Below are 26,320 nucleotides of genomic sequence, written 5' to 3'. Positions count from 1 at the left end.
CAAAAACGTAAGTTTCGAGTCGTCTGAAATTAAAAAAAGGCTTTCTCCCCTCCACTAACGGAAGAGAAAAAGCCTTGTAACATAAAGAATATGGATGACGATGAATTAGTATTGGGTTCCTGGATAGATTGGGAACTTGTCTGTTAACTCGCCAACCGCTTGGCTTGCTTTGGACAATACAGTATCATCTTTTGGATTTTTAAGAGTATCAGCAATGATTTTACCGATTTTAACCATAGCTTCTTCATCCATACCACGAGAAGTTGCAGCAGGTGTACCAATACGGATCCCGCTAGTAACAAACGGACTCGTTGGGTCAAAAGGAATGGCGTTTTTGTTGACCGTGATGCCCACGGAATCCAATACATGCTCCGCTTCTTTACCTGTGATATTCAAATTGCGTGTGTCCAACAGCATCAGGTGATTATCCGTACCACCAGATACAATGTTAATCCCCTCTGCCAGCAGTGTTTCAGCCAGCACCTGTGCGTTGCGAACTACGTTTTGCGCATAGGTTTTGAATGATGGCTGGAGCGCTTCACCCAAAGCAACTGCTTTGGATGCGATCACGTGCATCAGTGGTCCTCCTTGAGTACCAGGGAAGATAGCTTTATCAATCGCTTGCGCCCACGCTTTGCGAGTCAGAATTAGACCCCCACGCGGACCACGTAGCGTTTTGTGTGTCGTTGTTGTCACAAATTGGGCATGAGGAACTGGACTAGGGTGAATCCCTGCTGCCACGAGACCTGCGATATGTGCCATATCCACCATGAACAAAGCACCTACATCATTAGCAATGGAAGCAAAAGCTTCAAAATCAATAGTACGCGGATATGCACTTGCACCAGCTACGATCAGACGAGGGCGGTGCTTGAAGGCTGCTTTGCGCACTTCATCGTAGTCGATACGGAAGCTGTCTTCACGTACACCATAAGCAGCAAAGTTATACAACAAACCGGAGGCATTAACCGGGCTTCCGTGTGTTAAGTGGCCGCCATGCGCCAGATTCATACCCAGTACAGTATCTCCAGGTTGAAGAGCTGCCAGATATACCGCCATGTTAGCCTGTGCTCCAGAGTGAGGCTGCACGTTCGCATGCTCGGCGCCGAATAATTCTTTCGCGCGGTCACGTGCAATATCTTCGACGATATCTACATGCTCACAGCCACCATAGTAGCGTTTGTTCGGATAACCTTCAGCATATTTATTGGTAAGCACGGAGCCCATGGCTTCCATTACTGCTTCACTGACGATATTCTCGGATGCGATCAGCTCGATATTGTGGCGTTGCCGTTTCAGTTCAAGCCCCATTGCTTCCATCACTGCCGGGTCACTTTTACGCAGATGTTCCATCATGATTGATTACTCCCTCTCCATGGTCAAATTTTGGGTATACAAGCAAATGCCTGTTCCTCTGTTGGGTACCTCATCATTAATGCAAAAAAGATCAGTACTAACATGCCGACATGACAAATGCTAATCGCAGTTTCCGCCGGCTTCTTGTTCCAGACTGTACACTGCCCGTTGTCCGCCAATAAGTGGAGGACGAGTGAACGCAGCTGTCACACGTGCTTCACCAATCCAGCGAAGGCTTGGGCGAAACGGAACGGCAATTGGGCGCAGATGCATGCCAATCAGCGTTTCGCCGATGTCTATCCCGGCATGAGCCTGCACGTTCGCCGCCAGACATGCATCATCCATAGAGCGATAGGCAACGGTAGCCATAGAGCCCCCTGCTGTACGAACAGGAACAGCCGCAACCTCCATCAGTCCTAATCGCTCCAGTAGAGAACGCTCAACGACCAGTGCTCGGTTCAAGTGCTCACAGCATTGAAACGCCACGTCAAAGCCATACTCTCTGCGAACGGATTCTACTCCAGACAGCACTTGCTGAGCCACATCGAGCGCTCCTGCTGTGCCGATCCGACTTCCAGCCACTTCACTCGTGCTTGCGCCAATAACCAGCAGGCGACCAGCTTTGAGACTGGCCGCTTCCGCAATTTCCCGCACGACAGAAGCGGTCTGTGCTTCGAGTGAAATCTCATGATCCAATTGTTCTACCATTGGAACCTCCTTTGGTTGAACAGCCTCTCAGAGACTAGGCACGGTTTCATGCCCCAAGTTCAACACACTCTCTCCTGATCACAATCTGACTATATTATAGCCGATGTTTCAGATTTCGAGCAGAAAAAATGGAAGAACAAGAAGGCAGCAGAAGATCTGCTGTAGCTTGTATACGAAAAAAGAGCAGTCCACACCTATGTGGAATTGCTCTTTTGCCCAGGCGACCGGCCGTATATCCGATGCTCCATCGTGGTTGATCCCACTTTTGTCGCCAGTTACACCGGATTCTCGTTTTTCCACCTTATCTTAACGGATTAACCGTCGAAAATCAACAGATTCCGTACAAAATAGAGGAACGGTGCCGATTTTATTCGGAAGAACCTTTTAGCTTGTCCAACAACTTATGCAAAGCCGTACGGATTTCTGCCGCTGTGACATCGTAGTCCTCACGCGAACCACCAAATGGATCTGAGATATCGAAGCCCGGAATCCGTTGGTGTAATTCAATCATTCGTTCACGCTCCTGCGTCGATAGCTCTTGTCCGAGTGAAGCCATCAACTGCTGTGAAGCATACAAGCCATCTAACTCCTGTACGTCATTCAGCACTGCGTCCCGGTCCTCCACATATTCCTTCAGCGTAAATACTTTGCCTGCCGTTTGGGGGAACCGCTGTACGACATGCTGTTTATGTCCTTGTGTCAAGGTTAAGATCAGATGTGCCCACTCGGCAAGCCCGTCGCTTAAAGGAGTTGAAGTGATCTGATCGGATATATCGTGATCACGCAGAACCGCCTCTGCATGTCGGGATATCGGCGTGCCGTCCATCGCAGCTACTCCAGCGGAACGCACGTCCAGTTCCAGACCATGCTCAGCAGCCAGCTTACGCAGCATTCCCTCAGCCATTGGACTGCGACAGGTGTTCCCTGTGCATACAAATAAAATATTCTTCAACGTCTTCACCCCCCGTATGTTGAAAATATATAAACAGAGGATTACTCAAATCCTGTATTTATTTTACACTGTCTACGTTAAAATCAAAACATAAACATAAAGCCGAATGCCAGCAAAATAGCACCGCCCACCGCTTCTCCATAATCCCCAAGATTACGGCTGACCTTGCGCCCCAGTAACAGCCCCAGCATCGCCATCGCTCCCCCGCAAAAACCAAAGGCCAGAACAGTCAGCACCAGGTCACTCTGGAACATTCCCAGTGACACTCCCACAGAAAATGAGTCAATGCTCACCCCAAGCGCAAACAGCAAAAGACCCAAAGGCGACCGATGATCCAATACGTGTACGCCGTCCCCCTTGAAGGAATTATATACCATATGCCCGCCCAAAAGGATGAGTAATCCCCCTGCGAAGTAGGTCGTCACATGGCCTAATAAAGAACTCATATAATGGCCTGTGAACATTCCCAGCAATGGCATCAGGATGTGAAAAAAACCAATCACAGTGCTGATGCGCAGCACGTCTCGCAGGCGTATCCCCTTCATACCGATCCCTACGCCCAGCGATAGCGCATCCATCCCTAGCGCTACCGCCATGATCAGAATCGTTACAACCTGCCCAGCATCGGCAGAGGCTGCCAGCATACTCCATCCCTCCATTATCCGTCTGTTCTTGTACACGTTATGCGGACAAGGGGCAAATCAGTACAAGCAGGCACTGAAAATACCCAAAACAGAGATAAGGAGAGAGGAGAAATTAAAATAAGAGACTCAATTCTTTACAGAAGCTACAGACGGATGATTCGATGACCTGCCGCTTTAAGCAGTCGGTTCATGACGGCGTCTCCCAATCCTTTCGGCGGACAGGCTTCCGCCAAAATGTAGGTGACGCCGTCCTCATCGCAGCGGCGCAGTACGCTGTATAGGCGCTGCGCCGCCTCATGAAGCGCGTCCAGCTTGCCCAGCGTGTAGACTCGTTCTCCGGCGTAGCTGGCGGCATGGTCGTCGAACGCGAGCACCGCCGTGCGCTCCCCGCGCGCGGTAGCCTCCGCCAACGCGGTGCGAATCCAGCCCGTCACTTCAACAGACGACGGGCCTTGTACCACACTCAAGCGCCCTCGTGGCGCATAGTGAGTATACTTCATGCCCGGCGAGCGTGGCGCCAGGCTATCGGCGTCCTGCCCGGGTGTGTCAGCCAGCGCCGGGTCCAGTACGACAGAGCGGGCAACCGTAGCGAGCTGTTCAGCAGTCACACCGCCTGGGCGCAAAATGGTGACGGTTCCGTCGTCACCGACTTGTACTACTGTGGACTCCAGTCCCACCCCCGTGGGGCCTCCGTCCAAAATGCCGCCGATGCGGCCCTCCAGGTCCTCCAGCACATGCTGTGCTAGGGTCGGACTAGGTCTTCCCGAGCGATTGGCGCTTGGTGCAGCCAGCGGGCAACCAGCTTCCGTGATCAAGCGCAGCGCTATCGGATGATCCGGCATGCGCACACCGACCGTGTCCAGTCCTGCGGTCACACGCGATGAAAGTGCCTGCGACACTACTGGCAATACGAGAGTCAGCGGTCCTGGCCAAAATGTATTCATCAGCGCTCGGGCTGTATCGTTTATTTCCGCTACCATGCCTTTTAATTGAGCAGCATCGGAAATATGTACAATGAGCGGATTATCGGACGGACGCCCTTTAGCAGCGAATACCGCCTCTACCGCTTTCGTGCTGCGCGCATCAGCCCCCAGTCCGTACACGGTTTCCGTAGGAAAGGCTACCGTCTCTCCAGCCTGGAGAAGTACGGCGGCCTCCCGTATGCCCTTTTCCGCAGTGATTAGAGCCTGTCCAGCTGAAAGCTCGCCAGGATCATCCCCGTCTGTGTTGTTCACAGAACCAACGGAAGCCGCTTTTTCCACCTCAAAAGACGAGGTAGCAGGTATAGTCGTGTCCTCATCAGGAACCAGACATCTTACATCCCACCAGTGTGTGTGAGAAGGCTGTAATGCCTGCTCCTGCCCTGCTCTCTCTTTTTTCACAAAACCTGCGTGCAAGTCATGCATTTGGTTCACTTTATCGCTCATATCAGATCATCCCATATCTTATTGTCATACAGGCCATTTCATTGCCCTGATCTCCAAAAACCCACTTTAACAAATCAGATCAATTTGGCTCTGCTATCTGCATATCTATCTGCATATCTATCGTAAGTTCCATTATAACATATGGGGAAACTTACACTCGTTGTTCTCTTTTCCATAGCTCTGACGAGACGTTTAGGCAAACAAACCACTCACCCAGCTCCACAGACCCGTAAGGGCATCCCACAGGAAAAAACGTACTTCCGGCTCTTTGTCAGCAGCATTCGTTCGATTGTCTTCTTGACTCGTTTTTGCCAATACAGTTTGTGCTGTTGCTTCACCACTGCCTGCATCAATAAAGCACAACGGCGGGAACAGCACACACCACCAATTTTGTCCTTTTCCTTGCCCCAGTGTAACCCGAAGTGCCTCATAATTCCCTGCCGGGTAGACAAGACCACCGTACATTTTCGTCGGAAAAGGTACACTTGCCAGTTCCACCTGATGATCATACGCTATACCGCGTCGAGCTAGTTCTGAACCTACCAAGCGATCAATTTCAGGCAAATGTGCATCAATCAACACTCTGGCTTGATTTAGGCTTTGTGGATTGTCCAGCTCACCCACCCACGCATTCATCTGCTGCACGATAGCGTCCCGTATTTCGCGCTTAACCAACTGATCCTCTGGACGATCCGAATTAGCCAAAATGCGCAGTCGGATGGAATCGTGCGGAATTACCTTCAACCCTGTGGCGGCCACTCCAGACGCTAAAGTCCCTCTTGCTCCCGTGGTCATCGCAGCATCCGTTTTTTGACCTTCCCAAGACATCATTAATATCGATATACAAAAGAGTATCATTGCAGTTTGCTTCATCCAACTTCTCATTTTCGTCCCCCCAAACCCAAACTCTATCATGTCTATCAGTCTGTCCGGTTTGGGAGAGTCTAAACCTATGAATCTCGTAAAAATTCAGGTCTATTGCAAGCTTGATCGTCACCTAGGAATATAAAAAAGCCCAGATTTCACAATCTGGACTCTTTTGTCGCACCGTTTCAACTCGCACAAATAACCATCAATATTTAGTCACAATCCACCTATACTAGGCTTTTTTCGCCTTCGTCAAGCTTACTCTGGAAGGCTGCGGCAGGTCATCCTCTAACTCCTGGCCATGCACCTTAATACTCATAACCAAGCCAATACTAGCCATGTTAATAAGCAACGAGGTACCGCCATAGCTTATGAATGGAAGCGTAATCCCCGTAAGTGGCATAATGCCCAGAAACGCACCAATGTTCTCAAAAATCTGATACAGCAACATGGACACAATCCCGACAATTATATACGGGCCAGCCCGATCCCGACATTCCAGCGAAATCAGGATCATTCGGTGAATCAAAATAAAATATAGCAATAGTAGCATTGAAGAGCCTACAAACCCAAACTCCTCTGCTACAACTACAAAAATAGAATCCGCATACGTATAGGGAACACGCCCGGACTGTACCGAGGTTCCTTGCAAAAAGCCCTTGCCCATCATCCCGCCAGAAGCTATGGCCAGTTTGGCATTTTTCGTATGATAAGATGCCTTCGCGGTTGCTTCTTCCGGTACCAGCCAAGGGTCCAAACGCTCTACCCAGTGACTACGGCCAATACCTTTCATAAAGGAATCAATCTCATCGTGAAACGAGATATACGCTTTGATCCCTCCACCAACGGCGACTGCAAATACGATAAATCCGATTAGCGCATGGGATGCCTTCACATTACCAATCCATAGCATACCAATGACGATGACAATGTAACCGAGCGCATTACCCAAGTCATTTTGTGCCATGACCATGGCAAACGGGACAAAGCTCACCAGAGCAACTGGAAGAACATCTTGAATAAAATACAGCTTGCTCTTGCGCTTTTTAATCAGCATATACGCCAAAAAAATGATAAGAACCAGCTTGAATACCTCGGCAGGCTGAAGATTTAAGCCACCAATTTTCAAAAAGCCTTGAGAGTTATTAACCGTCCCGCCAAAAAAGCCGAGAATCAACAGGAATATCCCGCCTCCATATACATACAAGGCTTTTTTAATGAATATCCGAAAATCGACTATCGCTAAACCCAAGATCGCTACAAAGCCCAATATATAATACCCGATCATCTTCTGGTAGTCGTTGCCGTGCTCTGCCAAGTTCGTAGGACCCCTACCAGCACTGTATACCGTTATGATACTAATCGCCATGAGCAAAACCAGAATAAAAATAACCGGACCATCAATTTTTTTCAATTTCTGAAGCATGATTTCCCCCTGAGCCGTTTCTCGGTCATACTCCTCTTATTCTAAAGGAAAGACTCGCAAAAAGAAAATGCAGCACTACTCCGAGACGCCTAGGACATGTCGCTCGATCCCCGCAAGGTCAGGAATGATTAGAATGTTCCTCCAGTGACCTGCCTGTTCCAGCAGGCCAGCCACGTCTCTGGCCTGCCCCATCCCCAGCTCAAACCCGATTAGCCGGGGTGGGGCCTGAAGGAGCCCCAGTTGCTCCAGCATTGCCCGATACGGGCCAAGCCCGTCAGGACCTCCATCCAGCGCCATCCGCGGCTCATGGTCGCGCACCTCCGGCTGCAAGCCAGCGATGTCAGCAGCCGGGATATATGGCGGGTTGGACACGAGGATGTCTACCGCCGTTCCCGCAAACGGCGCCAGCAGATCGCCCTCGCGGAATTCTATGACTGCGCCGTTCGCAGCGGCGTTCTGGGCCGCCATTTCGAGCGCAGCAGCAGAAATATCCCCCGCCGCCACGTGCCAGCGCGGCCGCTCAGCCGCCAGCGTCACGGCAATCGCGCCGCTGCCCGTACCGATGTCGAGCGCGTGCGGAGCACCGCTCGGCCACAGCCGGTCGCCGTGCTGTAGTATCGCCTCGACGAGCAGCTCTGTCTCGGGGCGCGGAATCAGCACCGACGGTGAAACCGCGAACAGGCGGCCATAAAATTCCTGCTGTCCGATAATATACTGCGCCGGTTCACCCGCAGCTTTGCGGGCGATGATCCGTTCCCATGTGTCCTTGACGGAGGAAGGGAACGGATCGCCCAGAGCGGCGTAAAACCTCGTACCTTCCAGCCCAAGCACATGTTCCAGCAGCAAGCGGGCATTATGCTGCGGCTCCAACACGCCGCAACTTCCTAAAAAAGAAGAAGCCTCAACTAAGGCTTCTCTGACACTCATGTTCCGTTCCGGCGGCATCCGATACACACAATCGCGTTCGTTCCCCAAAACTTAAACCTCTTGTTCCATCAAATCAGCCTGCTCTGCAATCGTGAGTGCTGATACGATTTCTTCGATCTCTCCGTTCATCACCTGGTCCAGCTTGTGCATGGTTAAACCAATGCGATGATCCGTTACACGGCTTTGCGGGAAGTTGTAAGTACGTATACGCTCACTGCGGTCTCCAGTACCTACTTTGCTCTTACGCTCGCCTGCATATTTGGCTTCCTCTTCCTGGCGCATCATATCCGAAATACGGGCACGCAAAACTTGCAGCGCCTTCTCCTTGTTGGAGTTTTGGGACTTGCCGTCCTGGCAGGTTGCCACAATACCTGTTGGCATATGCGTTACACGCACCGCCGACTTGGTTGTATTAACGGACTGACCGCCCGCACCGCTGGAGCAGAAAGTATCCACGCGGATATCCTTGTCTAAAATTTCGATATCCACTTCCTCTGCCTCAGGCATCACAGACACCGTGGAGGTAGATGTATGAATACGTCCGCCAGATTCAGTTGTCGGAATCCGCTGTACACGGTGCGCGCCACTTTCGAATTTCATTTTGCTGTATGCACCGCGTCCGTTAATCATGAAAATAACCTCTTTAAAGCCTCCAAGGTCATTCATGTTTGCATCCATCAGCTCTACACGCCAGCCTTGGGTATCTGCATAACGCGTGTACATCCGGTACAAGTCCGCTGCAAACAGCGCGGCCTCGTCCCCACCCGCAGCACCACGAATTTCGATAATAACGTTCTTATCATCGTTCGGGTCCTTCGGCAGCAGCAAAATACGAATTTTCTCGTCCAGCTCCCGCTTACGGGCACTCAGCTCTTCAATCTCCATTTTGACCATTTCACGCATCTCGTCGTCCAGCTTTTCTGCCTGCATGGCTTTAGCAGCGTCCAGCTCCTCAACGACAGTTTTATATTCGGTATATGCTTCATAAGCAGGCTGTAAATCAGACTGTTCTTTGGAATAATCTCTAAGTTTTTTGCTATCGTTCGCCACATCCGGATCGCAGAGCAGTTCGCTCAGTTTATCGTAGCGGTCCGCCAATGATTGCAATCGGTCCAACAAGCGATTCACCTCTTCAGTTAAATTAATATGAAACCAGCTTTAAATTCACTGGCTACAGCTCTTTATTATAACAACTATTCGATTAATTAGCTACATAAAATACTTGCTAATTTAGGTTTTTGCAAAATTCCGCAAATCGATTGAAGTCGAATAAACAAAATCTCGCTAAAGAGTTGAATAACAAACTCTCAACTAATAAAAGAAATGCGAATCAAATATAAAAAGCCGCCGCCCGGGACAGGCAGCGACTACGTAATTGGTACATGCAGGCAACACATATATCATTACTTAATATGTTTGTATATAAACTCTATTTGTTATACGCCGAGATGCATACTAAACATTAAAACGGAAATGCATTACGTCTCCGTCCTGCACCACATATTCCTTGCCTTCCAAACGAAGCTGACCACGTTCCTTGGCCCCGTTCATAGATCCAGCAGCGACCAAATCATCATAGGATACAACCTCAGCGCGAATAAATCCGCGTTCAAAATCCGAGTGGATTACGCCCGCAGCGCCAGGTGCTTTTGTTCCTTTGTGAATAGTCCATGCGCGTACTTCCTGCACACCTGCTGTGAAATACGTATACAGTCCCAACAAGCGGTAAGCTGCTTTGATCAGACGGTTCAGACCGGATTCAGCCAGCCCCAGTTCCTCAAGGAACATTGCCTTGTCTTCGCCTTCCAGCTCAGCAATTTCAGCCTCTACTTTGGCGCTGATCGGTACCACTTCAGCATTTTCCGCCACTGCAAATTCACGTACCTTTTGCACATATGGATTGCTATCAGCTTCCGTTACACCATCTTCGCTGACATTAGCCGCGTACAATACAGGCTTCATTGTAAGCAAATGAAGGTCGCGTACAATCAACTTTTCGTCTTCTGACAATTCTACGCTACGTGCAGGTTTGTCAGCATACAGCGATTCCTTGATCCGTTCCAGTACCTCAACCTCTTGGGCATACTGCTTGTTGCCGCCCTTCATGTTTTTGCGGGAACGTTCAATGCGCTTGTCTACACTTTCGATATCCGCCAGAATCAATTCCAGATTAATCGTCTGAATATCGCTGATCGGATCAATTTTGCCGTCCACATGGGTAATATTCTCATCTTCAAAGCAGCGTACCACATGAACAATAGCATCTACTTCACGAATATGAGCCAAAAACTTGTTGCCCAAACCCTCGCCTTTGCTGGCACCTCGTACAAGTCCTGCAATATCAACAAATTCAAAAGCCGTTGGTACCGTTTTGTTCGGTACTACCAGTTCAGTCAGCTTATCCAGCCGCTCGTCCGGTACTTCAACGACCCCAACATTAGGGTCAATTGTACAAAATGGATAGTTTGCGGATTCCGCCCCCGCCTGCGTTATTGCGTTAAACAGTGTTGATTTGCCCACGTTCGGCAAACCCACGATCCCCGCTTTTAAAGCCATAATCAGAACAACTCCCGTTTATATAAAATATGCGTTATACCATCTGTTAGTTTACCAACCCACATTATATAGGAGAACCTATACATGCGGCAAGCATATGACTGTGAATTTAGGGTTTTGCTGCATCCCTATTTAGATTTCTTTATTTAGATTTCCTTGCTCATCTGGATATCCGTAACCCGATAACCAGACTTGCGATATACATGTAAAGCCCGCTCATTATGCCCAAATACATGCAGACCGATGCGAACCGCACCCAGCCTCCGAGCTTCTTGTTCCAACGCCTGCATCGTCAACGTACCCAGGCCTTGCCCCTGATATGAATCGTAAACGAGAATATCCAGCAAAAAGGCCTCTTTGCCCTGCGTACCTTCTGTAATATTGAACCAGATATATCCCACTTCCTCTGGGCCCTGACCCGCACTAGCTGAATACTCAAGCATGTACAGGTGAGCATGGGGCGTGTCTAGCCTTTGCGGCAAATATGTTGCAAAGCTCTCCTTTGCCCGTTCCGGTGCCTCTTCCACCGTCCACGTGCCTGCCTGGATTTTCTCCTCCGCATAATCCGCGAGCGAGCGCTGCTCAAAGCGTTCATATTGCTCGGCGTTCATCGGAACCAACTTGATGAATCCACTCATCCGTTCACCTTCCTTCTTAGTCTGGTCGTATCTTTAAGACCTTCAATCTCTGCTACTCCGATGCCAAACATGACTGTGCGCAATTCCAGCTCTACTTGCTCCAATCGCGCTTCCAACGCCTCGCTGGAGGTGACCGCCGAGCCAAGCAAAGAGCGACCAAAGCCTGCCATGTCAGCGCCCAAAGCAAGTGCCTTCGCAGCATCGACACCATTTTTTAGTCCACCGCTACCGATCAGAGTGCCATTAGGCTGAGCTGCTCTAACCTCCACGATACAATCAGCGGTCGAATTGCCCCAATCCGCAAATGCCTCTGCCGCTGCACGGCGTACAGGATCAGGATTACGAAATTTCTCCACCTGGCTCCAGCTTGTCCCGCCTGCACCAGCCACATCAATAAAAGCGGCGCCTGCATCGTACAATCTCGATGCCGTCTCGCCATCTATGCCCCAGCCTACTTCCTTCACGCCTACAGGCACCGAAAGACGACGACACAACTCTTTGATGCGATCAAGCAGTCCGCTAAAATCCAAATTCCCTTCCGGTTGGAATATCTCCTGCAATCCGTTCAAGTGCAGCACCAACATATCCGCTCCGGCAATTTCCACTGCACGTTGGCAATCGTCCACACCAAATCCGTAGTTCAGCTGCACTGCTCCCAGATTGGCAAGGATCGGGATGCTGGGCGCTAGACGGCGGACCGCAAAGGTTGAAGCCAATTCCTCTTTTTCCACCGCAGCTCGTACAGAGCCGACGCCCAACGCCCAGCCGCGTCTTTCTGCAGTCTCTGCCAATCGCTCATTAATCGCTCCTGTCTCCGCGCTGCCGCCAGTCATAGAACTGATGAGCAGCGGTGTCCGTACAGCGCGTCCCATAAAAGTTGTATCCAGACGCACCTCGTCAAAATGCAGCTCAGGCAAAGCGCAGTGCTTAAAAGCATAGCGCTCCAGTCCGGTGGTGACCCCATGTCCGGCCACATCTTCTTGCAGACAAAGGCGGACATGCTCAATCTTCCGTTCACCTGTCCGTGCGGCAGGTAACAAAGAACCGGATCTGTCTGAGCCGTCAGATAATCCCTTTTTATTTTCTGTATTACTCATCTATGTTCCACCTCATCCAAAGTCACTCTGTTTATTCCATCAGGTTCGTGAAGCACAAATAAGACCGTTCCCGAACACGGTAACCGATCTATTTATCGTCTCATATATCAAATATCTAAGCCCTTAAAGCACTATTTTAAGATATTTTCATTGTATCATGGATGGAAAAATATATACATGACTGTGAACATTTTTTCTTGCCTATGGGATGAAAAGCAGCACCTGCTTAAGATGCAGCTTTTCTACAAAATGCCCCTGCGAAAGCGGGACCCCAATCACAGCAGGATAAAGGTCATCACACCCTCCTTTAGCTCTTCATCGAATCAGGTATAGGTGTAATATTTTCTTGTGGCTCCTTCGTCCGCCCATGTCCAAATTTGAAAACGAGAATACCGCCAATAATGACGATTACACCGATCAACTTATTGAAGGTAAACGGAATCTTTTCTAATCCCAGCCATCCTAACGAATCCCACAACAGAGCGGTACCTAATTGTGCCGTCAATACGATGGAAATCGCATAGGTTGGGCCCAGTCGCTTCATTCCTTGCACCAAACAGAACACAACGCCAACACCAATCATGCCACTGAACCAATACCATAGCTGCATATGATGTAAAGCAAATGTATTTTTCCCTTCAAAAATAAGACTCCCAAACAAGGAAGCCAAGAAGCCCGTTCCCAGTACCAATGTCGTTGTGGCCCATGAACCTGTCCGCTCATTCACCTTATTATTGAATATCGTTTGCAGACTGACCAAAGCACCTGCGATAACTGCCAATATGAGCCCTAATAACATGTTTACCTCTCCCTTGATAGTCCCTTTATTGTGCTGCTCTACTTCAAAGCACTATGATTGCAACGATTCATAAATATTATGGCCTGCCAGTTCACTCAAACCTTTTCTGTCCTTAATGACAATATAGCCTTTTGCCCGTTCAACCAATCCCTCTTCAATCATTTTGCGAATGACACGGTTAAGGTGTCTGTAACTGGTTCCGATCAAATTCGCCACATCCACCAGACTGGATGCCCGTAGTTCCTCATGAAAGGCAGAATTGGATTCGTCAAAAGAAACAGATAGCAGGTAGCTCGCCAGCCTGACTTCCACCGGATACATAAGGTTGAAACTGGAGAAATCAGAGTCTAGACAAAACTTTCGCGTGACAATATCCAATAGAAATTGCAGCAAAGGAGCATAATCTCTGCCGTACTTATTCATCCATTGGTGATGGACACCAATCACATAGATCGGCGACACTGCCTCTACTGTATTGATGACGTGACTATTACGAATATATTCAACATCTCCTATGACCTCGATCGGGGTTTTGAAGCAAAGGATCAGAGTCTTCCCTTCTGTAGAGCTGGTAAAAATTTTGACCTTGCCCTGCACCAGAATATACAGATGTTCAATGGCGTCTCCCTGCGAACAGAGTTTTTTCCCTTGCTCCAAACGATACAGCGACAAATAGGGATGTAGTGGCTCGTAGAGTATGGATTCCAACTGATGCAGATGCAAAAAATACTTTAGCTGCTCTTGATCCTGTATTTCCCTCATTCCTCAGCTCACCTTCAATTCTACGTTCTAAGCTTTTTCTATAATAATGTTTTATTTTAGAGCTTTAGAATAATGACACCCGCGATCATCATACCAATACCTATAAATTGTGGCAGCTTCATCTTTTGCTTCACGATGCCAAACCATCCCTTGATGTCTACCAGAAATGTTAAGCATAACTGAGCAATCAACAGCGCCGAGATCGTGAACGTAACCCCAATATGTTGAATGGCGGTGACTTCACTAAATATAATGATAGCCGCAAAAGCACCACCCCAAAGATACATCGGCTTTACCTGTTTCATTTCAGACACACGGCCATCCTTTGTAAACATCCAAACTAATGCTGCCAAAATAAAACCTATTAGCTGAGTAACGGCAGCCGCCTGCCATGTCCCGATATCCTGACTAATCCGTGTATTCGCTACCCCCTGTAGCGTAATACAAGCGCCTCCCAGAAAAGCAAACAAGATTCCTCTCATAAATCGTTATTCTCCCCATGTAAATGACTTTTGTATCTATTTAAGTATAGGTCAGCCTGCCTATAAAGGACATATGTCCTCAATTAATTAATAAAACGTTCTCCATTTCATTCTGTTCAGCATTCCGCTTCAATCCTGTGGACTTGCGGTAATAATTAGACAGTATCTATTTCATAATCTGCATGTTCGGACACGATAAGATGGAATGCAGCATTTAATTAAGGAGCTGATCGTCGTATGACTAAACAAAATCCGCTGCATTCTGTGCCGGAATATCAAAGAAAAACCGTGCACAAGGGCCGTGCTCTTAAAATCGCTATTCTGCTGCTTATCCTCTGGCTGATTGCCGTCATGCTGTATCAGACCCATAAACCCTTGCCTCCGTTCGTCTCTTATGAAAGTCAGGAGTATTCAACAAACGAGGTAAACTTTTGGACGGATTTGACCTACCCTACTGGGGATGGAAGCACTGTACAACATGAAGGGCAAATTTTGAATCGTATGCTCGGCATCATTGATGAAGCCCAGCAATTTATCGTCATTGACCTGTTTCTGTTCAACGATTATAAGCACAAAGGCCAGCACTTCCCCGAAGTTAGCGCACAAATGACTAATCATCTTATCGCCAAAAAGAAAGCTTATCCTGAGATGCCTATCTTTTTCATTACAGATGAAGTCAATACCAACTATAATTCTGCTCCCAATCCTTTGTTGGAGAATATGAAGCAAGTAGGAATTCAGGTCGTACAGACCGATGTAGACCCGTTGCGGGACTCCACGCCTATCTATTCAGCGGTGTGGCGAACCTTTTTCCAGTGGTTCGGGCAGCATGGCACAGGCTGGATTCCCAATCTGATGGCCAGTGACGGACCTGACGTTACGGCTCGCTCTTATTTAAAGCTGTTAAACGTCAAGGCCAATCACCGAAAATTGGTTGCCAACGAGCAAACTGCTCTCATTTCTACAGGTAATGTTCACGATGCAAGTGCCTATCATTCCAATGTTGCCCTAGAAGTGAAGGGACCGATCATCGGAGATATTTTACAAACAGAGCAGGCGGTATTGGACTTCTCGGGCGGAGGGCAACTTCCTGTCTACACACCTCAAGCAGAGCCCCTAGTCCCATCAGGTAAGGACAGCTACCGGATCAAATATCTCACGGAAGGCAAAGTGTATGCCTCCGTTCTGAATGGCATTAAGCAGACGAAGCAAGGTGACAGCATTCATATGGGCATGTTTTATTTGGCTGATCGCAAAATATTGAATAGTCTGCTGGATGCCTCGGCACGCGGCGTAAACATCCAATTGCTGCTGGACCCCAATGAAAACGCGTTCGGTCAGGAAAAAATAGGCATACCTAATCGTCCGGTTGCCCAAGAGTTGTCCGATAAATCGGATGGAAATATTCAAATTCGTTGGTATCATACTACCCATGAGCAATTCCATACGAAGCTGATTTATATTGCCAAGGCACAAGGAGAGCATTTGATTTGGGGTGGCTCTACCAATTTGACTCCCCGTAATTTGGATGATTTAAATCTGGAGAATGAACTGTGGGTGGCCGCTCCGGCGGACAGCAAGCTGACCCGACAGGTGGCGGCCTATTTTGATAAGCTGTGGAATAACCAGGGAGCTGAATACAGCCTGGAGCTGGCGGCTTACGAGGATCATTCAACATTTTGGAAAGATATTGTATACCGTCTCCAGGATATTTTGGGTTTTACTACATTTTGACTATAGGATCTGCTACCTTATCCACAGCTCTTCATTTGTGCATTACAGCAGCGGTGAAAGCAACCGAGCCAGCGATTCCATCAAACGTTTGAACAGACGTTTTTTCATGAATTCCTCGCGTACGATCAAACTGGCATTCTGCAAATCTCGCTCATAGTCGGTCACCATCTGCTGCACACTGTGTGTTTGAATCAACAGAGCGTTCACTTCAAAATTCAGATGGAAGCTACGCATATCCATATTGGCTGTCCCAATAGTCGCAACTTCCCCGTCAATAATGAGAAGCTTGGAGTGAAGAAATCCTTTTTCATATTCATATACCTTGACTCCCACCTCCAGCAACGATTGGAAATACGAGTGGGATGCGAGAAAAGGCAGCCATTTATCCGGTTTCGCGGGAAATAGAATACGCACATCCAACCCGGATAGAGCAGCCATCCGCAAAGCAGTCAGGATATCTTCATCCGGGATAAAATAAGGAGTGGCAATCCAGACGGATTTTCGAGCGGATGTGATCATGGAGAAGAATAGATTTTTAAGCACTCTCCGCTCATTGTCTGGTCCGCTGGCAATAATCTGTACGCCGCCATCCGTGATCGGTTCAATATCGGGAGACAGATATTCGCTATCCAGTACCGATTCACCCGTCATATGAAGCCAATCCTGTAAAAATATAAGTTGCAACGTCCGCACAGCTTCGCCCTTCACAATCATATGCGTGTCACGCCAAAAGCCGTAGGCTTTGTTGCGGCTGAGATACTCATCTCCCACATTTAGGCCACCGATTAATCCAATATTACCGTCGATAACTACAATTTTACGGTGATTACGGTAGTTTACCCGACTGGAGAAGAACAAAATCCGAGCGCCTCCGTATGCAACAACCTCTACTCCTGCATCTTTCATTTCCTTCAAAAATGCCTTCGATAACTGAATACTACCGACTGCATCGTACATAAACCGAACCTTAACACCCGCTTTAGCCTTTTCAATCAAAATTTTCTGAATGCTGGTACCGATATCATCCGAGCGGAAAATGTAATATTCCATATGGATATGATGCTGCGCCTTGCGCAGTTCTTCGAGCAGCGTGGAGAAGGTTTCATCTCCATTATTCAGAATCTGGGTTTCTGTCGCAAAATAAATCGGGGAGCGGGCCAATCTCCGGGCCAGGCGCATTAACTGCTGCTGCTCATCTGTAAAGCAGGTCAGATCTCGTTTGACCCGCAAAGCATCCTTTTCGATACGCTCATACGCCTGTTGGTCACGCAATGCCTTTTTGTCATACTTACGGCGCTTGAATACATTTTGCCCAAATAAAAAATAAAGAGGAAGTCCAACGACTGGCAACAACGCCAGCAGCAAAATCCATGACATGGTGGTGGAAGGATTACGATTCTCCGTGAAAATAATCAGACTTATGGAAATAACCGTCAAGGTAGAGAAAATACTTATGACAGTTCCTTCATTTTTACCGATGTAATTAAACAAGCCAAAATAATAAATAATAAACACCATAGCCGCGATCAATACGGCCAGTAAGCTTCGCCTCATAACTAACCTCACTTCCAATGGACTGCATTTGAACAGATATTCCTCATTATATTGTACATGAGCCCCTTATTTCTTCCCACTTTTTTATTTAAATGTTGAATAAAAAAATCAGAGTACATAACGAAATGTCGATGGGTTGACACTTACCTTTTTTCATGTGAAAATAAACTAACGAACGTTAGGTAGGTGATGATAATGGGAATGGAAGAGATTCGAAAGGCCGCTCTTTTCCAATTTGCCACCAATGGGTATGAGGGAGCATCCTTGAGCAGTATTGCTGCCGAGGTTGGAATCCGAAAACCATCTATATACGCGCATTTTCAGGGTAAGGAGGATTTGTTTTTGCAGGTGGCAAGTTACGCGTTTCAAGAGCAGAATTTACGTATTTTTGAATACTTTACGGAACGCAAAGAACAGTCACTGGAGCATACACTGCATAATTTCTTGTTCTGGATGGAACAGGAATATGAGGGCAACAACTCAGCCAAGTTTATGCTTCGTTTTTCCTTTTTTCCACCTGTATCTTTATATAACGAGGTACTGAATATTGTGAATCCTTTTCTGGAACAAATGGAGCGAAAATTAACTCGTCGCCTCCGAAATGTACGGGATCGGGAACCCTTTGGACATATGAAGCCAGCGGATGTGGCTTTAGCCTACATGACGCTGGTGGATGGAATCATGGTAGAGCTACTGTACAGTGGAAGCACCAACTACCACCGAAGGCTGAACGCTGCATGGCCTATTTTTTGGCGTGGGATTACGTTAACTTCATCTCATGAAGGGTGAAGCAGTCGTAATTGTAAAATTATACTGAATTGAGGAGAAATTCATCATGAATCGCAGTTGGATTTACGTTTTTGTTGGAGGCCTGATTGAGGTCGTATGGGTATCAGGCTTGAAGCATGCAGATTCTGTACTCACCTGGGCTGTAACTGTGCTGGCTGTGGTGGCCAGCTTTTATTTAATCATGAAGGCTGCAAAGCGTCTGCCTGTAGGCACGGTGTATGCTGTATTTACCGGATTGGGCACAGGGGGAACCGTCGTAGGTGAAATGCTGCTATTCGGGGAGCCGTTTCAATGGTCCAAAACACTGTTAATCGCCCTTTTGCTAGCGGGTGTGATCGGCTTGAAGTTAGTTACCGATCGTGATGCTCAGGAAGGGAGTAGTGCATAATGGCTTGGATTGCATTGGTTATCGCGGGATGCTCGGAAGTGCTTGGAGTCATCGGCATGAAGGGAGTTACGGTCGGCAAAGGGTGGAAGGCTTTAGCACTTATGATCTTATCCTTTATTCTTAGCTTCTCTCTGCTCAGCTACGCCATGAATAGTTTGCCTATGGGAACTTCCTATGCCGTTTGGACAGGCATTGGTACCGTGGGCAGTACGATTACAGGCATGTTCTTGTATGGCGAGCAAAAAAGCGTACTGCGTGTTTTGTTCATCGCCATGATTCTTGCCGCAGCATTGGGCTTAAAGCTGATTTCTTAAGGAGTGATGCCTTGTGATTACCACCGTAACACTTAACGCGGCAGTAGATAAAATCTACACGGTTGCAGGCTTTGGATTGAATGCCGTCCACCGCATAGAAAACGGTCTGACAGTACCAGGCGGCAAGGGCGTGAATGCCGCTCGTGTCATTCGCACACTAGGTCAGCCTGTACGGGCGACCGGGTTTGTGGCCGGACACACCGGACGGCTGCTCATTGACGGGTTGAGTGCGGAAGGCGTAAACGCCGATTTCATCGAAACGGCACACGGGGAAACCCGTCTAGCCATAACCGTGCTCGACCCAGCTGCCCGCACGCAGACCGAGCTGATTGAGAGCGGCCCGACCGTGGGGCCGCTTGAACTAGCCGCGCTGCGGCGCAAAATCGCGACCCTTGCCGAGGATTCGGCTTGGGTCGTTCTCTCCGGCAGCCTGCCACCCGGCTGCCCGCCTGATCTGTATGCCGAGCTGTGCACGCTGGCGAAGGCGCGCGGCGCTCGGGTGGCGCTGGACGCGAGCGGCGAGGCGCTGCGCTTGGGGCTGCGCGGAAAGCCCGACCTCGTGAAGCCTAACGAGGACGAGGCCGCCCGCTTCGCGGGAATCGACGCAGCGCGCCCAGATGCCGCTGAAGCGGCGGCATCACAGCTGCTGGAAGCCGGAGCGCAGCTGGCCGTCATCTCGCTCGGCGCACGCGGGGCGCTAGCGGTAACGCGCGATGCACGCTACCGCGTAAGCCTGCCGGACGCGGACATTGTCAGCGCGCTCGGCAGCGGTGACGCCATGGTCGCCGGGCTGGTTAGCGGCGCGGTGGCGGGGCTGGAGCTCCCTGCCATGCTACGGCAGGGAGCGGCCTGCGGCACGGCGGCTGCTCTGCACGCCATGGCTGGCAAGATCGAGCTTCAGGACGTGGAATGTCTGAAGCAAGGAATTACGGTGACGCTGGTGTAATTCAGCGTCACTTTTTTCATCCAACCATTCACCTAATTTAATGTCACGAATAACAGCTTTACTGAATGTTTTGTTCCAAATATGCGTTTCTCTGCTGACCTACAACAAAACCCTGTTTTCCAGTATATTTTTCATACAAATATGCGATTTCGAGGGGCCCAGCTTAACTAGAGAATCCTGAAACTCTGCAATTTCCTCTACAGACGAACTTTGTACCTTAATGAGATAATTAAATTCCCCACTGATGCGGAATAAATCGGTAACTTCCTTCGCCGCCTTACAAAAATCAATCAGCTCTTGGCAATGTTCTGTCTTTACCAGAATAAACGTTGTTGTCCCCCGATTCAGTTCCCGTAAATTAAATACAGCATTATATCCAGAAATAATCCCTCGTTCTTCAAGCTTAGTCATTCTTTCTTTAACGGACGGCTGTGACATCGAAATTTCTTTACTGATTTGGGAAATCGTTATTCAGGCATCATGCTGTAGCAATTTCATGATTTTGTGGTCTATATCGTCCATCTGATGCTGCATATCAAGCACCTCCTGATCAAATTTAAAAAGTAATGTTTTTCATCCAAATTAGATTTTATTTAATAACTAATATCGTATAAAAATCTTATTTTAAATATATATGTAGCACATAATAATTCATATAATAAGGTTATCGAGGATATTGATTTTGATATGTCTCTATTGAGCAAAAAGTAGTCCAAGTAGCTATTGAAAAGATCCACTTCCCAGGGAAAGTGGATCTTTTTTGTATTCCATTCCTCTGCGCCTTATTCCCTATGGAAAAATTAAACTATTTGTAAGTATATCCGATATATTGATTATCGCTTGGTTAAAGGAGTAGATTATCATTTCAATTGATTTCAATGTGTACTGGTTTCATTTTAGCTCCGATCTGCTCATGCCGTTGTTTAGCTTAATCGGTCTGTTGTTCATCTATTTTGGATTCAAAACGATCCGTCGCCATCGTTATCGTAAACGCCACTGGGTCCGTACCAAAGGGCAAATCGTTGACGCGCATATCGAAGTAGATATCGATGTCGTTCCCTTTGACCGTGATGATCCGGTAGATACCAGCTACACCCGCCGATTAAAGGTACGCTTCTATACAGCTTCAGGTGAAGTCGTGGAATTCTGGAATCCTTATAGTACCAATCTCAGCCTTAACCGGGTTGGCAGCAAGACTAAGGTATTATACAATCCGGCTAACCCTCGGGACGCCCGAATTGCAGGCGGCGTAAATGGTGCAGGCTGCCTGGCCTTTATGTTGTTTTTGATTGGTGTCCCCTTTGCTTTGAGCGGGGTATTCGCTTTATTGAAGTTTTTCTTCTAACAAGGATCAGGTCACATACTGGTCATAAAATTTATCGCCATATAAATGGCCAGACCCAAAATAATCAGTGCCGATATTTTGTTGAGCACAGTACCAAACTTTCCTTCTGAATCCATACGTCCTACAAGGCGTCCCGCCGTTGCCAGACCCACAAACCATATCCACGATACTGACACAGCGGCCAGACCGAAGGCCCAACGTTCCACGCCGTTATATTGCAGGGAGCTGGTTCCAATTACACCAACCGTGTCAAGTATAGCATGTGGATTCAGTAGCGATACCGAGGCGGCAAAAATCATCTGGCGTTTTGGCAGCATCGGCTGACTTTCTCCCGAGGAAGCAGCCTTCGATCTCCAAAGAGTCCAAGCCATATACAGCAAGAACAAACAGCCCGCCGCATAAAGCACATTCGTGAGCCATAGAAATTGCTGCAAAACAAGGGATACACCCCCAACAGCAAGCGTGATCAGAATGGTGTCACAGACACCCGCTGTAATGACAGCAGGCAGTGCATTGCGAAACCGCGACTGGGACGCCCCCTGATTAAACACAAATACATTTTGTACCCCTAAAGGCAAAATCAATCCCAATGCCAATAAAACGGCATGTATAATAGCTTCCAGCATGTTATGTACTCCCCCAAATTCATTGCTTAATATTCTCTAAATGCTTCTAATCCTTCCGGAACTGCTCTAACACAAACTTGTAATCCTGAGGATTATTCATGTTGAACACGGCATTGTGCCATATATTCTCAGTCACTCCCGGCATATTCGCTATGGTTGCATACCGAACATTCAACGTTTCCAACCATTCGGTGAGACGAAGCCGTTTATTCCGCAAACGTTCCTCAGCAGATGGCAATACGCTCCGATGATACACTCCCAGCAAAGGATGCATACGTCCGGCCACAGAAGCAATTACCGCTTGCAGTGGTGATTCCGCTGCTCCTTTGGATGCCGCCCACTTCTCAGTTAAAACAAGCAAGGCTTGCAGCACTTCCAGCTGTACAAAAGGCATATCACAGGCCACGACTATTCCCCATTCCGTAGTAGATGCAGATAATCCTGCATGAATACCACTCAAGGGCCCCATACCCGGATAGATATCAGATACAGCTTCCATACTGTCCTGTTCATATCCTTGATCGTCACGAGTGACTACTATCACCCGTTGGGTCGCCTGCTGCAATGTAATATATGTCCGTTCAAGCATAGTAGCTCCTTCAATCTCTAGCAGAGCCTTATCCTGTCCCATTCGGCTGGAACGTCCTCCTGCGATGATAATACCAGTCACTTCCATTAAAAACTCCTCCTTTTTTCAAAAAACAATTGCAATTATGCATATGGAATTTTGGACAAAATTGAAATTTACATAATTGTAATTTTATTGGTTTGTTAACCCTTTCAACACATGATACATTGGAATAAAGAACATTCCCACAGATCGACATCGGTGCGTAGTTCTCTATCGGGCTAAGAAAGGAATGGCTTGTCTTGCAAAAGAGAGAAATTCAAGAGACTCCCCTATATTCCCTAAAGCTATATAACTTTTTTCTATATGGAGCTATGGTCATCTTTTCCAGCTTCTTCCCGTTGTATTTGCAAGATATCGGTATGGACAAGCTGGAAATCGGGAGTCTGATGGCCATCGGACCTTTTGTATCTGTATTCGCGAACCCTTTTTGGGGATATACAAGCGACCGGAGCCGAAATCTCCGACGTATTCTACTATTTATGATTATAGGTACACTGTTACTGCTACAAGCTTTATTTCATGTTCACACGTATGTCATGATTTATGTGTCGATGATTGGCTTTTACTTTTTTCAAAGTCCGTTATTTGCCCAAAGCAATACCCTGATTCTCAGTTATATTGAGGGCACAGACCGGAAATTTGGTTCATTTCGCATATGGGGTTCCTTAGGTTGGGCTGTGACTGCGGCAGTTGCCGGCATCGTTGTTGACCACACAGGAGTATCCAGTATATCCACCATCTTTACGATACTTCTTCTGGCTGCATTGATCTGCACTTTGGCAATTCCACCACTGAAAAGCACCGTGGAGACGGCAACCATTCATTTACGTGGCTTTGGCAGTATTTTATTAAACGGATACTTTATATCCTTCATTTTGTTAGGCATCCTTGTATCAATTCCTAATTCAATCAACGGCGCCTTTATGTCCTTGTACATCACCGAACTGGGCGGGTCCAAGCTGATGCTTGGTTTTGCCGTTTTTATGTCATCGGTATTTGAAATTATTGTCTTCTTAATGTTTGATCGCTTCTTGAAGAAAAAAATGACCGTGATGGTCGGCTGTTTGGCACTCGTCAGTTTGCTGTTTGCCTTACGTTGGGAACTCATGGCGCTAGCTACAGACCCGATTCAGATCGTGTTCATTCAAGCACTTCATTGCGTCACCTTCGGTGGATATTTCTATGTAGGCACCCAGTTGACCGTCCTGTTCACGCCTGCAGCATATCGATCATCCGGACAGGCCGTATATACCTTGACCTGGAGTGGTATATCCGGTATCGTAGCAGGTTTTGCGGGAGGTTGGCTATTCCAGAACTTCGGTGGTGAAATGATGTACCATGCAGGTGTCTTCTTCGCCCTGCTTGGCTCTGCGGGATTTGCTATCATGTGGTATATGCTGTACAAGAACGGCTACCAGCCAGGACATGGCGGTGAGCACAAACCAGGCGAGCATAAACCAATAGATGAAGCACCACAACGACAATAGAGTGTCTTCACGTCAACGGTCATGTTCTGAAGAACGGGTATGCGTAAAATAAAGGAGTCTGCCGTTGGCAGACTCCTTTTTCACTTGGCCGCACGAAGCAACCATCCGTCCCACTTTTCCAACATCTTATTGCTTAGGCAATTGGAAAGAGCTTTTCAATGATACCACACGGTTAAATACAGGCTCACCCGGTTTGGAAAGCTTCGGATCTACACTGAAATAACCATGACGGAAAAATTGGAACTTGTCCTGCGATTGTGCTTCTTTCATATTCCGCTCCACATAGCCATGAGCAATTTCCAAAGAGTTCGGATTTAATTGATCAAGGAATGTTTTCTCCGATCCATCCTCTTCCAGCACCTCTGGTTCCTCTGCGTTAATCAATGGCTCATACAAACGGAATTCGGCCGGAACAGCCTGAGTAGCCTCTACCCAATGGATTGTCCCTTTCACTTTACGTCCCGTAAAGCCTGATCCGCTCTTGGTTTCTATATCGTAGGTACAGTGAATCTCCGTTACATTACCTTCCGCATCCTTAATGACATCGTTGCATTTAATGAAGTAAGCATGCTTGAGACGCACTTCATTACCAGGGAATAAACGGAAGTATTTGCTCGGCGGATTCTCCATGAAGTCCTCACGCTCAATATAAATCTCACGAGAAAACGGAATTTGGCGTGTTCCAAGCTCCGGATTTTCTGTATTGTTCTCCGCCTCCAGCATTTCCACTTGTCCTTCAGGATAGTTCGTAATGACCACCTTCAGCGGATCTATAACTGCCATCGTACGGGGTGCCTTAAGCTTCAGATCCTCACGTGCAAAATGCTCCAGCACCTGTAAATCAATGACTCCGTAGGCTTTAGAAATGCCTGTTTCATATACAAAACTGCGAATGGCCTCTGGCGTATAGCCGCGACGACGCAAACCAGAAATGGTCGGCATCCGCGGATCGTCCCAGCCGTCTACATGCTTTTCATCAACCAGAAGCTTGAGCTTACGTTTACTGGTTACCGTTTGTGCTAGATTTAGCCGTCCAAATTCATATTGATGAGGTACGTTTTCCATCTCGCATTCAGCTACAACCCAATCGTACAGTGGGCGTTGATCTTCGAACTCCAGCGAACAAAGCGAATGCGTTACGCCCTCAATCGCATCTTCTAGCGGATGCGCATAGGAATACATCGGATAGATGCACCAGGTATCGCCTGTATTGTGATGGGCCGTGTGTGAAATGCGGTAAATAACCGGGTCACGCAAATTGATGTTTGGCGAAGCCATATCAATCTTGGCACGCAGCACCTTTTCACCATTCTGGTATTTGCCTGCACGCATCTCTTCAAACAGCTTCAAATTGTCTTCCACGCTGCGATCCCGATAGGGGCTGTTTTGTCCCGGTTCTGTCAGTGTTCCGCGTGTTTCACGAATTTGGTCCGCGCTTTGGTCATCTACGTAGGCTTTCCCCTTTTGAATCAGCAGGATAGCACGCTTGTACATCTCTTCAAAGTAATTGGAGGCAAAATGTTTTTCCTCCCATTCATAACCAAGCCACTTCACGTCCTCCTGAATGGAGTTCACGTATTCCGTGTCTTCCTTCGCCGGATTGGTGTCATCAAAACGCAGGTTCGTGCGTCCTCCGAATTCATCTCCCAACGAGAAATTGATCCAGATGGCTTTAGCATGTCCAATATGCAAATATCCGTTTGGTTCAGGTGGAAAGCGTGTAACAACTTCCTTTACCTTACCCGTACGTAAATCCTCTTCAATAACATTTTTAATAAAATTGGGGGGAGTAATCGGCTTCTCCACGCTAATCAACCTTTCTTCCGTATAATCTGTGTATAACCTGTTCCCTTAAATATACCCTT

At 47.8% G+C, this 26,320-nt stretch carries 26 protein-coding genes, 1 pseudogene and 1 riboswitch; of the genes and pseudogenes, 7 read left to right on the top strand and 20 right to left on the bottom strand.

Going from position 1 to position 26,320, the window contains the following annotated elements; genetic code table 11:
- Positions 1 to 105: 105 nt before the first annotated feature.
- The 15 genes from ACXHJ2_RS00135 to ACXHJ2_RS00065 form a co-directional block, all read right to left on the bottom strand.
- Entirely contained in the window at positions 106 to 1,356 is a 1,251-nt protein-coding gene (locus ACXHJ2_RS00135) for a serine hydroxymethyltransferase (RefSeq protein ID WP_165079757.1), read from the bottom strand.
- A gap of 120 nt (positions 1,357 to 1,476) precedes the next feature.
- Positions 1,477 to 2,064 (bottom strand): TIGR01440 family protein, encoded by a 588-nt coding sequence (locus ACXHJ2_RS00130; RefSeq protein WP_142612448.1) that lies wholly within the window; start codon positions 2,062 to 2,064, stop codon positions 1,477 to 1,479.
- A 207-nt stretch (positions 2,065 to 2,271) separates the two neighbouring features.
- Positions 2,272 to 2,353, bottom strand: a riboswitch (ZMP/ZTP riboswitch).
- Positions 2,354 to 2,431: 78 nt separating this feature from the next.
- Positions 2,432 to 3,016, bottom strand: coding sequence for a low molecular weight protein arginine phosphatase (locus tag ACXHJ2_RS00125; RefSeq protein WP_013373448.1), 585 nt, complete (start codon positions 3,014 to 3,016; stop codon positions 2,432 to 2,434).
- A gap of 83 nt (positions 3,017 to 3,099) precedes the next feature.
- Complete coding sequence (locus ACXHJ2_RS00120; RefSeq protein ID WP_013373449.1) at positions 3,100 to 3,660, bottom strand: manganese efflux pump MntP; 561 nt, start codon at positions 3,658 to 3,660, stop codon at positions 3,100 to 3,102.
- 143 nt (positions 3,661 to 3,803) lie between these two features.
- Entirely contained in the window at positions 3,804 to 5,087 is a 1,284-nt protein-coding gene (locus ACXHJ2_RS00115) for an L-threonylcarbamoyladenylate synthase (protein ID WP_165079758.1), read from the bottom strand.
- A gap of 192 nt (positions 5,088 to 5,279) precedes the next feature.
- A complete protein-coding gene (spoIIR, locus tag ACXHJ2_RS00110; protein ID WP_165079759.1) occupies positions 5,280 to 5,972 on the bottom strand; it encodes a stage II sporulation protein R in 693 nt (230 codons plus the stop codon).
- A gap of 214 nt (positions 5,973 to 6,186) precedes the next feature.
- Complete coding sequence (locus ACXHJ2_RS00105) at positions 6,187 to 7,380, bottom strand: FtsW/RodA/SpoVE family cell cycle protein (protein WP_040102696.1); 1,194 nt, start codon at positions 7,378 to 7,380, stop codon at positions 6,187 to 6,189.
- A 75-nt stretch (positions 7,381 to 7,455) separates the two neighbouring features.
- Positions 7,456 to 8,355 (bottom strand): peptide chain release factor N(5)-glutamine methyltransferase, encoded by a 900-nt coding sequence (gene prmC / locus ACXHJ2_RS00100; protein WP_165079760.1) that lies wholly within the window; start codon positions 8,353 to 8,355, stop codon positions 7,456 to 7,458.
- Positions 8,356 to 8,358: 3 nt separating this feature from the next.
- Entirely contained in the window at positions 8,359 to 9,426 is a 1,068-nt protein-coding gene (prfA, locus tag ACXHJ2_RS00095; protein ID WP_013373454.1) for a peptide chain release factor 1, read from the bottom strand.
- Between the two features lie 336 nt (positions 9,427 to 9,762).
- Entirely contained in the window at positions 9,763 to 10,863 is a 1,101-nt protein-coding gene (ychF, locus tag ACXHJ2_RS00090; protein ID WP_165079761.1) for a redox-regulated ATPase YchF, read from the bottom strand.
- A gap of 146 nt (positions 10,864 to 11,009) precedes the next feature.
- Positions 11,010 to 11,501, bottom strand: a complete 492-nt coding sequence (locus ACXHJ2_RS00085) for a GNAT family N-acetyltransferase (RefSeq protein WP_457874457.1) — start codon at positions 11,499 to 11,501, stop codon at positions 11,010 to 11,012.
- Positions 11,498 to 12,598: a type 2 isopentenyl-diphosphate Delta-isomerase gene (gene fni / locus ACXHJ2_RS00080; RefSeq protein WP_165079763.1), complete on the bottom strand. Its 1,101-nt coding sequence runs from the start codon at positions 12,596 to 12,598 to the stop codon at positions 11,498 to 11,500. The genes ACXHJ2_RS00085 and fni overlap by 4 nt, the downstream gene beginning before the upstream one ends.
- Positions 12,599 to 12,905: 307 nt before the next feature.
- Positions 12,906 to 13,397 (bottom strand): DMT family transporter, encoded by a 492-nt coding sequence (locus ACXHJ2_RS00075; protein ID WP_103042606.1) that lies wholly within the window; start codon positions 13,395 to 13,397, stop codon positions 12,906 to 12,908.
- A 51-nt stretch (positions 13,398 to 13,448) separates the two neighbouring features.
- A complete protein-coding gene (locus ACXHJ2_RS00070) occupies positions 13,449 to 14,159 on the bottom strand; it encodes a Crp/Fnr family transcriptional regulator (RefSeq protein WP_165079764.1) in 711 nt (236 codons plus the stop codon).
- Positions 14,160 to 14,215: 56 nt separating this feature from the next.
- A complete protein-coding gene (locus ACXHJ2_RS00065) occupies positions 14,216 to 14,641 on the bottom strand; it encodes a DMT family transporter (RefSeq protein WP_013373460.1) in 426 nt (141 codons plus the stop codon).
- 237 nt (positions 14,642 to 14,878) lie between these two features.
- Here ACXHJ2_RS00065 and ACXHJ2_RS00060 point away from each other — a divergent pair, with 237 nt between their 5' ends.
- A complete protein-coding gene (locus tag ACXHJ2_RS00060; protein WP_165079765.1) occupies positions 14,879 to 16,375 on the top strand; it encodes a phospholipase D family protein in 1,497 nt (498 codons plus the stop codon).
- A gap of 42 nt (positions 16,376 to 16,417) precedes the next feature.
- On the opposite strand, the gene cls is transcribed toward ACXHJ2_RS00060, so the two are convergent.
- Positions 16,418 to 17,929 carry a cardiolipin synthase gene (cls, locus tag ACXHJ2_RS00055; protein ID WP_013373462.1) on the bottom strand — a complete coding sequence of 504 codons (1,512 nt, stop codon included), beginning with the start codon at positions 17,927 to 17,929 and terminating at the stop codon, positions 16,418 to 16,420.
- Positions 17,930 to 18,124: 195 nt separating this feature from the next.
- On the opposite strand from cls, the gene ACXHJ2_RS00050 reads away from it, so the two are divergent.
- From ACXHJ2_RS00050 to ACXHJ2_RS00035, 4 genes are read left to right on the top strand one after another with little or no spacing between them, the layout of a single operon-like run.
- A complete protein-coding gene (locus tag ACXHJ2_RS00050) occupies positions 18,125 to 18,718 on the top strand; it encodes a TetR/AcrR family transcriptional regulator (protein WP_058830232.1) in 594 nt (197 codons plus the stop codon).
- A 46-nt stretch (positions 18,719 to 18,764) separates the two neighbouring features.
- The gene (locus ACXHJ2_RS00045) at positions 18,765 to 19,106 is read left to right on the top strand and encodes a DMT family transporter (RefSeq protein ID WP_013373464.1); all 342 of its coding nucleotides are present in this window, start codon (positions 18,765 to 18,767) and stop codon (positions 19,104 to 19,106) included.
- Positions 19,106 to 19,420 carry a DMT family transporter gene (locus ACXHJ2_RS00040; RefSeq protein WP_013373465.1) on the top strand — a complete coding sequence of 105 codons (315 nt, stop codon included), beginning with the start codon at positions 19,106 to 19,108 and terminating at the stop codon, positions 19,418 to 19,420. Before ACXHJ2_RS00045 ends, ACXHJ2_RS00040 begins: the two co-directional genes overlap by 1 nt.
- Positions 19,421 to 19,433: 13 nt before the next feature.
- A complete protein-coding gene (locus tag ACXHJ2_RS00035) occupies positions 19,434 to 20,366 on the top strand; it encodes a 1-phosphofructokinase family hexose kinase (RefSeq protein WP_165079766.1) in 933 nt (310 codons plus the stop codon).
- A 99-nt stretch (positions 20,367 to 20,465) separates the two neighbouring features.
- Here ACXHJ2_RS00035 and ACXHJ2_RS00030 read toward each other — a convergent pair.
- A pseudogene (locus tag ACXHJ2_RS00030) lies at positions 20,466 to 20,900 on the bottom strand (Lrp/AsnC family transcriptional regulator).
- A 346-nt stretch (positions 20,901 to 21,246) separates the two neighbouring features.
- On the opposite strand from ACXHJ2_RS00030, the gene ACXHJ2_RS00025 reads away from it, so the two are divergent.
- Positions 21,247 to 21,711, top strand: a complete 465-nt coding sequence (locus ACXHJ2_RS00025; RefSeq protein WP_013373469.1) for a DUF3592 domain-containing protein — start codon at positions 21,247 to 21,249, stop codon at positions 21,709 to 21,711.
- A gap of 11 nt (positions 21,712 to 21,722) precedes the next feature.
- Here ACXHJ2_RS00025 and ACXHJ2_RS00020 read toward each other — a convergent pair whose 3' ends face one another.
- Together ACXHJ2_RS00020 and mobA are read right to left on the bottom strand one after the other, a co-directional pair.
- Positions 21,723 to 22,337 carry a LysE/ArgO family amino acid transporter gene (locus tag ACXHJ2_RS00020; RefSeq protein WP_013373470.1) on the bottom strand — a complete coding sequence of 205 codons (615 nt, stop codon included), beginning with the start codon at positions 22,335 to 22,337 and terminating at the stop codon, positions 21,723 to 21,725.
- A 46-nt stretch (positions 22,338 to 22,383) separates the two neighbouring features.
- A complete protein-coding gene (gene mobA, locus ACXHJ2_RS00015; protein WP_165079767.1) occupies positions 22,384 to 23,013 on the bottom strand; it encodes a molybdenum cofactor guanylyltransferase in 630 nt (209 codons plus the stop codon).
- Between the two features lie 194 nt (positions 23,014 to 23,207).
- On the opposite strand from mobA, the gene ACXHJ2_RS00010 reads away from it, so the two are divergent.
- Entirely contained in the window at positions 23,208 to 24,455 is a 1,248-nt protein-coding gene (locus ACXHJ2_RS00010) for an MFS transporter (protein WP_064961655.1), read from the top strand.
- Positions 24,456 to 24,581: 126 nt separating this feature from the next.
- On the opposite strand, the gene ACXHJ2_RS00005 is transcribed toward ACXHJ2_RS00010, so the two are convergent.
- Entirely contained in the window at positions 24,582 to 26,261 is a 1,680-nt protein-coding gene (locus tag ACXHJ2_RS00005) for a glutamine--tRNA ligase/YqeY domain fusion protein (RefSeq protein WP_013373473.1), read from the bottom strand.
- Positions 26,262 to 26,320 lie beyond the last annotated feature (59 nt).

The organism is Paenibacillus sp. ALE3, assembly GCF_054113405.1.
The sequence above is the reverse complement of the archived record's forward strand: the minus strand, read 5'-3'. Positions and strand labels throughout refer to the sequence as shown.

Excerpts from the sequence above, each read along its gene's own strand:
- ACXHJ2_RS00135 (WP_165079757.1), bottom strand. The coding sequence starts at position 1,356 with ATGATGGAACATCTGCGTAAAAGTGACCCGGCAGTGATGGAAGCAATG.
- ACXHJ2_RS00130 (WP_142612448.1), bottom strand. The coding sequence starts at position 2,064 with ATGGTAGAACAATTGGATCATGAGATTTCACTCGAAGCACAGACCGCT.
- ACXHJ2_RS00120 (WP_013373449.1), bottom strand. The coding sequence starts at position 3,660 with ATGCTGGCAGCCTCTGCCGATGCTGGGCAGGTTGTAACGATTCTGATC.
- ACXHJ2_RS00115 (WP_165079758.1), bottom strand. The coding sequence starts at position 5,087 with ATGAGCGATAAAGTGAACCAAATGCATGACTTGCACGCAGGTTTTGTG.
- spoIIR (WP_165079759.1), bottom strand. The coding sequence starts at position 5,972 with ATGAGAAGTTGGATGAAGCAAACTGCAATGATACTCTTTTGTATATCG.
- ACXHJ2_RS00105 (WP_040102696.1), bottom strand. The coding sequence starts at position 7,380 with ATGCTTCAGAAATTGAAAAAAATTGATGGTCCGGTTATTTTTATTCTG.
- ychF (WP_165079761.1), bottom strand. The coding sequence starts at position 10,863 with ATGGCTTTAAAAGCGGGGATCGTGGGTTTGCCGAACGTGGGCAAATCA.
- ACXHJ2_RS00085 (WP_457874457.1), bottom strand. The coding sequence starts at position 11,501 with ATGAGTGGATTCATCAAGTTGGTTCCGATGAACGCCGAGCAATATGAA.
- fni (WP_165079763.1), bottom strand. The coding sequence starts at position 12,598 with ATGAGTAATACAGAAAATAAAAAGGGATTATCTGACGGCTCAGACAGA.
- ACXHJ2_RS00075 (WP_103042606.1), bottom strand. The coding sequence starts at position 13,397 with ATGTTATTAGGGCTCATATTGGCAGTTATCGCAGGTGCTTTGGTCAGT.
- ACXHJ2_RS00070 (WP_165079764.1), bottom strand. The coding sequence starts at position 14,159 with ATGAGGGAAATACAGGATCAAGAGCAGCTAAAGTATTTTTTGCATCTG.
- ACXHJ2_RS00065 (WP_013373460.1), bottom strand. The coding sequence starts at position 14,641 with ATGAGAGGAATCTTGTTTGCTTTTCTGGGAGGCGCTTGTATTACGCTA.
- ACXHJ2_RS00060 (WP_165079765.1), top strand. The coding sequence starts at position 14,879 with ATGACTAAACAAAATCCGCTGCATTCTGTGCCGGAATATCAAAGAAAA.
- cls (WP_013373462.1), bottom strand. The coding sequence starts at position 17,929 with ATGAGGCGAAGCTTACTGGCCGTATTGATCGCGGCTATGGTGTTTATT.
- ACXHJ2_RS00050 (WP_058830232.1), top strand. The coding sequence starts at position 18,125 with ATGGGAATGGAAGAGATTCGAAAGGCCGCTCTTTTCCAATTTGCCACC.
- ACXHJ2_RS00045 (WP_013373464.1), top strand. The coding sequence starts at position 18,765 with ATGAATCGCAGTTGGATTTACGTTTTTGTTGGAGGCCTGATTGAGGTC.
- ACXHJ2_RS00040 (WP_013373465.1), top strand. The coding sequence starts at position 19,106 with ATGGCTTGGATTGCATTGGTTATCGCGGGATGCTCGGAAGTGCTTGGA.
- ACXHJ2_RS00020 (WP_013373470.1), bottom strand. The coding sequence starts at position 22,337 with ATGCTGGAAGCTATTATACATGCCGTTTTATTGGCATTGGGATTGATT.
- mobA (WP_165079767.1), bottom strand. The coding sequence starts at position 23,013 with ATGGAAGTGACTGGTATTATCATCGCAGGAGGACGTTCCAGCCGAATG.